4 protein-coding genes and 1 CRISPR repeat array are annotated in these 6,212 nt (G+C 53.6%); of the genes, 2 read left to right on the forward strand and 2 right to left on the reverse strand.

Going from position 1 to position 6,212, the window contains the following annotated elements; all coding sequences use genetic code 11:
* The first annotated feature begins 265 nt into the window (after positions 1-265).
* Entirely contained in the window at positions 266-1,384 is a 1,119-nt protein-coding gene (locus C440_RS16780; protein ID WP_008321873.1) for an ABC transporter substrate-binding protein, read from the forward strand.
* 87 nt (positions 1,385-1,471) lie between these two features.
* Here C440_RS16780 and C440_RS16785 read toward each other — a convergent pair whose 3' ends face one another.
* Both C440_RS16785 and C440_RS18290 read right to left on the reverse strand, forming a co-directional pair.
* Positions 1,472-3,619, reverse strand: a complete 2,148-nt coding sequence (locus tag C440_RS16785; protein ID WP_049915977.1) for an HsdM family class I SAM-dependent methyltransferase — start codon at positions 3,617-3,619, stop codon at positions 1,472-1,474.
* Positions 3,616-3,852, reverse strand: coding sequence for a DUF7557 family protein (locus C440_RS18290; protein ID WP_152417891.1), 237 nt, complete (start codon positions 3,850-3,852; stop codon positions 3,616-3,618). The genes C440_RS16785 and C440_RS18290 overlap by 4 nt, the downstream gene beginning before the upstream one ends.
* A 67-nt stretch (positions 3,853-3,919) precedes the next feature.
* On the opposite strand from C440_RS18290, the gene C440_RS16795 reads away from it, so the two are divergent.
* On the forward strand, positions 3,920-4,828 hold the full coding sequence (locus C440_RS16795; RefSeq protein ID WP_008321877.1) for a XamI family restriction endonuclease: 909 nt from the start codon (positions 3,920-3,922) through the stop codon (positions 4,826-4,828).
* A 118-nt stretch (positions 4,829-4,946) separates the two neighbouring features.
* A CRISPR array of direct repeats spans positions 4,947-6,176; the repeat unit is 30 nt; unit sequence GCTTCAACCCAACTAGGGTTCGTCTGTAAC.
* The last annotated feature ends 36 nt before the right edge of the window (positions 6,177-6,212 follow it).

Consider the following 6,212-nt stretch of genomic DNA (forward strand, 5'->3'; position numbering starts at 1 on the left):
CACCTGCTGGCGGCGTTACAGCACGCAGAGCCTGTCGGCATGTGCCTCAGTGGACGCCTGCAGGGAATCAGATGACACAGACAGTTCCTGGCCGTCCCAACAGGTCAACAGAGAGGGCACAGCGAAGTAGCTACTCTGGCTTAGTGGGACCGGATTTTCGGCCGCGAAACGAGGCGGTCCAGTCGAATATCAGTCGCCTGAATCACATTTTTTGGTGTGCCTAAAATCCGGAACGTTTAACAGACATTAGGCGGCCCTAAAAATTATGGACCGGCGACGTTTCATCGCAGCAAGCGGTACAGCACTCGGAACGATACTGGCGGGTTGTACAGGTCAAACCGAAACCCAAACCGAAACCCAAACCGAAGGTGAGACGACGGCAGAATCGGAATCCTACACGGTCTCGATAGAACCACTCGGAGAGGTTTCGTTCGACCAGGTCCCAGAGACGTGGGTTGCGAATAACGGGAGTTGGGCCGATATGGGCATCGCACTCGGACAAGAGCCGCCCAAAGGAGTCTGGCTGACCTCGCGCTACCACACGCACTACTACGACGACATTCCGGGGCTAAGCGTCGATAAAAGCGACATGGTCTCTCTGTCTAAAAGTGGAAGCGTCAGCAAGGAACTCCTCTACGAACTCGACGGTGACGTCCACATTATCGACCCGAACTTCCTGATGAACCGCTTCGACGGGTGGAAGCAAGCGGACATCGACGAAGTGCGCGAGAACGTCGGGCCGTTCTTCGGCAACACGATATTCTCGACGAACTACCCGTGGCACGATGACTACCGGTACTACCCCATGATGGAGGCCTTCGAAAAACTCGCGCAGGTGTTCCAGCAACAGGAGCGTTACGAGGCGTTCGAAGCGGTACACGACGAGTTCCAAGCGAACCTCGCGCCCGTTGTCCCCGGCCGAAGTGAGCGGCCATCGGTGGCTGTCACCTGGGCGAGCGGTGACGAACCCGAGAAGTTCTATCCCTACACAATCAGCTCGGGAACGAGTTTCAAGCACCTCCACGACCTCAAGGTTAAAGACGCTCTCGCCAAGACGGACGTCAAAGACTTCCACAGCAGTCGCGGAGCGATCGACTACGAAACGCTACTGGAAGTCGATCCGGAAGTGCTCCTCGTCCGCGGTCAGGAAGCCAAGTCTGCCGAGGAGTTCCAGAATACGGTCGTCGAATTCATGAAGAACCACGACGTTGCAAGCAGTCTCAGCGCGGTCGAAAACGAGCAGGTCTACCGTGCGGGTAGTCTCTACCAGGGCCCGATTACGAACCTCGTGTTGACCGAGCGTTTGGCGTCCGACCTGTACGACGCTGATACGACGCTGTACGACCGGCAACGCGTCGCTGATATCGTCGCCGGCGATTTCTAACACGGCTGTAGGAAGACGAATCACAAGGTCGTCGGTATACACCACCGGCGACTTTCCACCCGCTCGAACGCAGTTGTCGTGTCTGCTTCAGTTGTTATCCTGAAACACCAGTTCTAGGTGTTCGTCAATCGCTGCAATCGCTTCTCCAACATCTCCATCTTTCCTTGCTACCTCTCGCAGTGAATCGAACAGCGCCGCCAGTTCCTGCACGGTTGCGTCGTCGAGTCCGCGTGGGTCGAGAACGGGAACTCCTTCCAATTCATTTGGCTCGATTTTGTCCATCCCGGAGGAGTATGTCCGGCCTGAACGCCGTACAACCTCACTTGCGAATTCGCTATTGAGATACGCCAGTAATGCGTTTAGCTGGTTTTCGGACAAGTCGACATTGACGTACATTCCGTGTAAGTTGCTTAGGTTGCGAGCGTCGGTTTCATTCCTAATGAACCTACTTCCACCTCTACTCATATATGTCACGAGAATTGGTGGTGGGTCGCGCCGGTCTACAACAAACCATGGACTGCGATTCCGTGCGAGGTATCCGCCGTGTGCTTCGACGTCGTCGCTCATCCCGTGTTGGAGGTACTCAATAACACCGGGCGTCTCGCCGTCCGTTGCGTTGCTGTCCTCTGTGTAGGCAGATAGGGTCGTATTTCCGTCTTTTTCGTCAGGCAGTGCTTGTTGCCTGATTTCGTCGGCATCAAGCTCAGTTAGGTGGTACAGCAACCACACTTCACGACCGTCCTGACGTTCTTCGTTCCAGTCTTCGGTGGTGTAGTCGTACCCTGGGACACTGCGGGAGTTCCGGACGATTCCGGAGAGATACTGTTCGTCGATATCCCACTTATCGACTTCCTCCTGTGTGAGGCAGAAATAGTCGTTCTTACCAGTCGCAATCCCACGATTCACCGTCGCCAATTCGGACAACGGTGTCAAGTCGCTTGTATCGATATCGACTGGGTCGAACAGCCCTGTCCATTTGTCCTCAGCCTCTAAATCGCCTTGGCGCACCGCATTTACGAACCCCCAGTCTGTCTCACCGTCGATATCGCCCTCGATCGCGGCCAGCAAATCGTCGTTACTCGGAGTTCCATCGACGCGCACGAAACGCGTGAGTTCGCTCGAATCACCAGTCGGCTTCTCAAGGAAACTCACGAGACTCGTGGTCATCGCTTCATCGAATTTCGAGGTGTCGTCCCGATCAAACAACACCAGCGCTTTGATGTCGAATTCGTCGGTTAAGAACTGCTTCAGGCACTCTCCGTAACTTGTTTCGAGGAACTCGCTGGGAGTGATAAACGACATCCGACCACCGGGTGCGAGGAATTTCGCGGCGTGGTAGTAGAAGTACGCATACATCGGGGAGAGAGCCGACACACTATCGCCCAAGTCGGTTTCTGCCTGAGCGTTTACTTGGGATTTGTACTCCTCGGAAAGTTCGTGATGGCGTGAGTACGGTGGGTTCGAGATAACCACGTCAACAGGGCCGTTTACGTCGCTCGGCTCGAGGTCTAGGAAATCACCGGTCTGCAGGCTATGTGGCCCTCCGTGATCGAGGAGGCTAAGAGGAGTTGCACCCATCACGAGAGCCAGTTGGTTCAAATCGATTCCGTGGATGTCGGATAGCGAAGGTTTGTTCGTCACCTTCTTCTTTTTTCGATAGACTGCTGATGAGAGCGCGCAGGCGCCCATCCCAGGGTCAAGGACAGTTTCGGTGCCGTCGGTGATGAGCCAGTCTGCCATTAACTCCGCAATGCGTGTTGGTGTTCGGAAGTGACCCAGCTTCCGTCGGGACTCTTGTGGAGTCAACGCCTCGAACAACCGGCCAACCTCTTCGGCAGGTTCGTCTGCGGAAATCAGTTGATGACGTGCCGCGAGAAGATCATCGAAGTTGTCAGAACTGCCGCACCAAGCGACGTCGTCGAGGACGTACTCGCCGAATGCCGAATCGTCAGTCGTTTCTTCAGCGGCTTCGAGCGCGTTACGTACGTCGCCAGAGAGTTCGGGGAGAACACCGCGTTGATGGTAGTGCTCGTACAACGAGCTCTTCAGGAGGAGATTGAATGCAGCTTGCCGGGCCACAATCTGTTGCGGGTCAGCAAGCCGTTCAAGCCCGTGTAAATCACACCACTCGTCGACTTGCGATTGAGTATCGCCTGGAGGATTTTCATCGAGTCGTTGATGTATTGACTCCGCCGCTGTATTGATTACTTCTTCGAGAGCGATTGGAGCGCTCATTCGTCACTACGGGTGTCTTGGTCTTCCCAGTCGTCAAGAATACGATTAATTAAGTCGTCGAACGACTCTCCCATATTTCCGTGGCTTTTCAAGCGTTCGTGAGTTCCCTCGTGAATTTTGATGTTTTTGTAGTCCGGCATCAGTTCGTTACTGGATAGTTCTGGAAGGGCACACAATGTATCTTCCTCATTCCGAGTGTTCGTTGCACACATCCTATCTTCTGTGTGCTTCATATTCTACAAACACCCAGAACACATCGTGTAATAAAGGAATTCATGAGAATAGTGTCTCGCAGACAGTGTGCAATTAGCCGATGGTGAGACGATAGCTGATGTTGTCAAAGAGAGCCAACAGCTTGAGGAGGAAATCTTCCTGAACCAAATCCGGGAGTTCTACGACGATGAACTGAAGAAGAACAAAGAGCTGTACGATTTTGTCGCCGACCACACCAACAACTTCCGTGATTTCGACGCAGAGATAATTCGACAAGAGCCGAACGTAGTCAAAATCCTTCGCTACTTGGTGAAACCCCCGATTAGCCAGATGAAATTCGGGCAGTTCAACGGCGTCGGTTCAACGACCAACTATGAAGACGACGACCCATCAACGCCTGCAAAAGACACCGCAGAGGCGATGGCCCGATTCATGGAACAGAACATGGACGAACGCAAAGTCCCGTGGCTCTACAACAATGACGACGCTGACGCATTCATCGATGTTTCTCGGGACTGGACGTGCGATATAATCGCCCAAAGCGAGGCCAACACCCGATACCGAAATTGGCGGAAGGACGTTCAGGAAGACAAGGTTTCGGAAGCGATGAAGGGCGCTGGCCTGCGACACGTGTCTCGAAGCTCTACGATTTCTGATATCGACGACCTTCCCGCTGGTACGTTCGTGAGTGAAACGAAGGTTGCATGTCCTGGTGACGACCAGAAGGCAGATTTCGTTGCTCGACCAGCGAAAGACGAGATTCTATTCCTTGAAGCAAAAGCAATTGGTGTGAAAATCGATTCGTACAAGCGAATCAAGGAAATCCGTAACAAGGGGTCCGACTGGCGGGCCGGGTTCCCGAATGCACGTGTTGGTGCTGCTGTTGCAGGATGGATTCCTGACAGTCAAATCGAGACACTGCTCGGGGACGACATCGAAGTCTTCTGGGAACATCGCCTTGAATCGCTCCAAGACTACCTCCAGTCCATGATGTGACGCTCCAGTTCAGATAGCGCCCGAACGTTTGCTTTTCAGTCCGCCAAACGCTTCAAAATCACCTTCCAGCGCTCGCTGACCAGCTAGCGCGACCAGCCCTTATATGATCGGCTAGGCAGTTTCAACCCAACTAGGGTTCGTCTGTAACACGTATTCGACCGGTTCGGCCGACTCGACGGGGAGAAAGCTTCAACCCAACTAGGGTTCGTCTGTAACTCATCGTGCGAAAACGAGTATTTACGCCGAGAAATGGCTTCAACCCAACTAGGGTTCGTCTGTAACGCCACCACGTCAGTCGGCACAGTCCACTTTACTGCAGGCTTCAACCCAACTAGGGTTCGTCTGTAACAATATCTCATACCGACACCTCAGGGGCGTCAGGGTGCTTCAACCCAACTAGGGTTCGTCTGTAACCAAGATTAAAAGCGACTGGATGGACTTCCACGGCGAAGCTTCAACCCAACTAGGGTTCGTCTGTAACGGTGTCCTGAACCGGGATTACCTCCGCGTCCATGTTGCTTCAACCCAACTAGGGTTCGTCTGTAACAGGGTGATTTCTGGAACATGGCAGGTGCCCTAGCACAGGCTTCAACCCAACTAGGGTTCGTCTGTAACACACGCTGGTTAAGCTGTTGCTCAACAAGATAGACCCGCTTCAACCCAACTAGGGTTCGTCTGTAACAACTCCTTCGTAACGGCCAAGTAACGATACCGGTTGCTTCAACCCAACTAGGGTTCGTCTGTAACCGGGTTGCTCGGACGTTGAGTCGCGCGGCATAAAAAGCTTCAACCCAACTAGGGTTCGTCTGTAACTACGAGGCGGAACGACAGTTCCACGGAACGTACGGAGCTTCAACCCAACTAGGGTTCGTCTGTAACCGCAGGTGGACCGATGAGTAAGTTTGGCGGTGTGTGGCTTCAACCCAACTAGGGTTCGTCTGTAACCCGCCGAAGTCCCGCTTGCATCACTCAATGCCGTGCCAGCTTCAACCCAACTAGGGTTTGTCTGTAACACCTAAACCGATACGTGCCGCGACATCGAGCAGGTGAGGCTTCAACCCAACTAGGGTTCGTCTGTAACAAAGCGTCCGTGCTTGGGATATCATCGATTGACGAGCTTCAACCCAACTAGGGTTCGTCTGTAACGATTACGCGATACGGCCCACGCTACAGGTGTTGGGGGCTTCAACCCAACTAGGGTTCGTCTGTAACACTCCAAACGTCGGGTGCACTGCAATTCCTCGCTGGTAGCTTCAACCCAACTAGGGTTCGTCTGTAACCGACAGACGAACAGGTAACGCTCGACAGAGACGATTACGCTTCAACCCAACTAGGGTTCGTCTGTAACCAGACGAGGAGACAACCCAGTCATGAGGTGATGATA

Source organism: Haloferax mucosum ATCC BAA-1512, assembly GCF_000337815.1.
Taxonomy (GTDB): Archaea; Halobacteriota; Halobacteria; order Halobacteriales; family Haloferacaceae; genus Haloferax; species Haloferax mucosum.

Excerpts from the sequence above, each read along its gene's own strand:
- C440_RS16780 (WP_008321873.1), top strand. The coding sequence starts at position 266 with ATGGACCGGCGACGTTTCATCGCAGCAAGCGGTACAGCACTCGGAACG.
- C440_RS16785 (WP_049915977.1), bottom strand. The coding sequence starts at position 3,619 with ATGAGCGCTCCAATCGCTCTCGAAGAAGTAATCAATACAGCGGCGGAG.
- C440_RS18290 (WP_152417891.1), bottom strand. The coding sequence starts at position 3,852 with ATGAAGCACACAGAAGATAGGATGTGTGCAACGAACACTCGGAATGAG.